Origin of the sequence: Nonomuraea sp. KM90 (genome assembly GCF_052246675.1) — a bacterium.
Taxonomy (GTDB): domain Bacteria; phylum Actinomycetota; class Actinomycetes; order Streptosporangiales; family Streptosporangiaceae; genus Nonomuraea.
Window position 1 is genome coordinate 1 of sequence record NZ_JBQQCB010000303.1, and the last position, 3,064, is coordinate 3,064.

5 protein-coding genes are annotated in these 3,064 nt (G+C 76.2%); all 5 read right to left on the reverse strand.

Going from position 1 to position 3,064, the window contains the following annotated elements:
- Window positions 1-391 (reverse strand): hypothetical protein (locus tag ACTWPW_RS63565; protein WP_443174940.1); only part of this gene is annotated, 391 nt, incomplete at its 3' end.
- A complete protein-coding gene (gene mdcE, locus ACTWPW_RS63570) occupies window positions 382-1,188 on the reverse strand; it encodes a biotin-independent malonate decarboxylase subunit gamma (protein WP_443174941.1) in 807 nt (268 codons plus the stop codon). The genes mdcE and ACTWPW_RS63565, both read right to left, overlap by 10 nt.
- Entirely contained in the window at window positions 1,185-2,060 is an 876-nt protein-coding gene (locus tag ACTWPW_RS63575) for a biotin-independent malonate decarboxylase subunit beta (RefSeq protein ID WP_443174942.1), read from the reverse strand. Before ACTWPW_RS63575 ends, mdcE begins: the two co-directional genes overlap by 4 nt.
- Entirely contained in the window at window positions 2,057-2,350 is a 294-nt protein-coding gene (locus ACTWPW_RS63580; RefSeq protein ID WP_364132529.1) for a malonate decarboxylase subunit delta, read from the reverse strand. The genes ACTWPW_RS63575 and ACTWPW_RS63580 overlap by 4 nt, the downstream gene beginning before the upstream one ends.
- A partial coding sequence (locus tag ACTWPW_RS63585) for a triphosphoribosyl-dephospho-CoA synthase (RefSeq protein ID WP_443174943.1) occupies window positions 2,338-3,064 on the reverse strand: 727 nt, incomplete at its 5' end. The genes ACTWPW_RS63585 and ACTWPW_RS63580, both read right to left, overlap by 13 nt.

Below are 3,064 nucleotides of genomic sequence, written 5' to 3' on the forward strand. Positions count from 1 at the left end.
GGGTGACCGGGTGCCCGGTGGCGAGCTCGAAGCCGACGCCGCCGATCGGTCCCCAGGTGACCCCGTCGCCCACCTCCGCGGACAGGCGCAGCTCGACGGCGGACAGCGTGGCGGCGAGAGCGTCGGACAGCCAGGGCCGGCCCCGCCGGTCCAGCTGCTCGGGCGGCACGCGGCGGAGCACCGCCGCGTCGGGGACCAGCGCGGCGTGGCGCTGGCGACGCCGGGGCCCGCGCACGCCGACCGGGATCAGGCCGGGCGGATGCGGCGCCCGCCGTACGACCGCCCAGGGACAGGCGGCGAGCGACGCGGAGGCCCAGCCGGGGAGCGCGGCGTCGGGCACCGCGCCCGCCCTGAGCCGCAGCAGATCATGCGGGCGCGGGGTCAGTCCCATTGGGCGGCCAGCGCTTCGCGGATGCGGCGCGAAGCCGTCCTGGTCTGCTGGGCGCCGGGCGAGGTGAGCCGGTTGCTCAGGTCGCGGGGACCGCCGCGGGCCCGCTGGACCGCCGCGGTGAGGGCGTCCTTCGCCCGCCGGACGTCCCTCTCGGTCGGATGGTCGGCGTCGTCCACTTCCAGCAGGTCGTCGCACAGGCCGAGCTTCGCCCAGTCGGCCACGTCGTACGACAACGGGGGGACCCGCTTGGCCAGCTCGTCCAGCTCCGCCACGGACCGCAGGGTCACCTTGGCCGCGGCCTGCTTGTGCATCGCGTGGATCACCACGCCCGGGTCGTCGAGCGCAAGGATCTGGCTGGCCTGCAGGCCGTGCGCGAGCAGGCCGCCGGAGAGCGCGGTTCCGACGACGAGAGTGATCACGGGGTGGCCGGCGGTGCGGGCGCGGGCGTAGGCGTCCACGGCGGCGGCCAGCGCGTGGTGGAGGCCGGCCAGCTCCTCGACGCGCCCGTACGCCTGGCTGGGCAGGTCGACCACGGCGACGACGGGGCGGCGGCGGTCGTCGGGCAGCCCCGAGTCCTCGGCGACGACCGCGGTCACCGCCTCGGCGAGGGCGAGTCCTTCACGCAGGCCGACCTCGCCCTTTCTGGCGCGGTGGTAGGGGCTGCCGGGGTCCGGGACGACGGTGACCAGGCGGGCGGTGTCGTCACCCAGCCTGCTGTCCGCCGTGATCACGGACGGTACGGCGGCGTCCACGGGCCCGTCGGCCAGCGCGCGCGTCCAGTTCAGGCCGCGGCTCATCGTACGGCTCCCTTCCGCGGCGTGGCCCCGGCCCAGGCGTCCGCGAGATCGGCGGGCTCGGGCGGGCGGGCCGGGTCGAGCGCTTCGAGGCGGGCACGCAGCTCGGCGATCCGCTGCGAGCGGTGCTCGGCGGGGACGCCCTGCCGCACGGCCTCGATCACGGCCGTCCGCAGCGCGGTGACGTCGTCGAGGACGAGCGCGTCCGCCAGGCCGGTCCTGACGCGCTGCCTGCCGCCGTCGATCGACCAGATGAGCGAGTGGTCGGCGGCGTCGAACTCGGCGACGCCGGCCTCCGACTCGATCACCTCGGGGCCGTCGAGCCCGAGCCGCCCCTCCTCGGTCATGATGAGCCTGGTGCACAGCCCGGCGGCGATGCTCATGCCGCCGAAACAGCCCAGCGCTCCGGCGATGACGCCGACGACGGGCTGGAGGGCGCGCAGTTCCAGCACCGCCGAGCACACCTCGGCCACCGTGGCCAGGCCCAGGTTGGCCTCCTGCAGCCGTACGCCTCCGGTCTCCAGCAGCAGCACCGCGGGAGTCGGGGTGCCGTCGCGGCTGTCGCGGGCGGCCAGGGACAGCGCCGCCGCCACCTTCACGCCGGAGACCTCGCCGATGCCGCCGCCCTGGAAGGCCTGTTCGATGGCGATCACGACCGCGGGCCGTCCGTCGAGCCGGCCCTTGACGACGACGACACCGTCGTCGCTCTGCGGGACGACGCCCTGGGGCTCCAGCCACGGTGACTCGATACGGTCAAAGGGGCCGCACAGTTCGCGGGCGGTGCCGTCGTCGAGCAGCGCCCTGGCCCGCTCCCTGGCGCCCAGTTCGATGAAGCTCGTACGACCGAGCATCGCCGGCCAGTCGGTCAGCGTCATACGTTGCCCTCCTCGATGGCCTGCCGCAGGCGCAGATGGACGACACCGGGCGTGGCTCCGGAATCGTTGAGCTCGAAGCTCGCGGCGACGGGGTGGCGGGCGAAGAAGCGCTCCAGCACGGTTCGCCACACCGTGTCGAACCCGTCCACGCTGGTGCGCACGCTCACCCGCACGCGGGCACCGTCGGTGGGCGTCATGAGGATCTCCAGGTCTCCCGAGCCCACGACGCCGACGTGCGTCCGCCGGGCGGCCGGGAGATGCGCGGGAAACTCGTACGTCAGCGTCTGCATGCGAGCACCTCCTGCCCGGCGCCGGCCGGGCGGTCCGGCCACCGGATCATGTCGAGAAACAGCGCGGCGGCCAGCAGGTCGCCGCTCCCGCCCGGGGACAGCCGCCGCCTGCGCAGCAGCCCGTCCAGCGTCAAGAGCGCCGCGCGGCCGTGCTCGGTGCCGGCGCCTCCCTCGGCCAGCACCCGGTCGGCCCCCGCCTGGACGAGCCGGAGACCGTCGCGGCCACCACGGTGCAGGACACATGTGTCGTCCAGGAGGCTCATCACTTCCAGCAACGCGTTCAGCCGGGCCACCTCCTCGGGGAACCCGCCGGCCCTGGAGCGGCGCAACCGCGGCAGCGCCACGTCGATGACGTGCGGAAATGCTGCCCGTGCCTCGCCCGCGGCGCCGGGCGAGCCGTAGCGCCGCCGGACCCGCTCTCCGTGGGAGGGCGCCTGCGCCGGCGCCCGGCGGTCGGGCGTCGCGGCCAGCCGGCCCGCGGCGCGGGCGGCGGCCGGCGCGTCGCGCGCCCCGCCGGCGACGGCGGCGACCAGCAGCCCCAGCGCCCACAGCGCGCCCCGATGAGTGTTGACGCCGCCGGTGGCCCGCGACATCGCCCGCTCCGCCGCGCGGCCGAGCAGGCCCAGCTCCTCCCGGAGGCCCACGCCGGGGGCCGTGCGCCCGGCCGCGTAGGCGATCTCCGCGAACGCCGGGCGCAGCGCCTCCGCGGAGGCC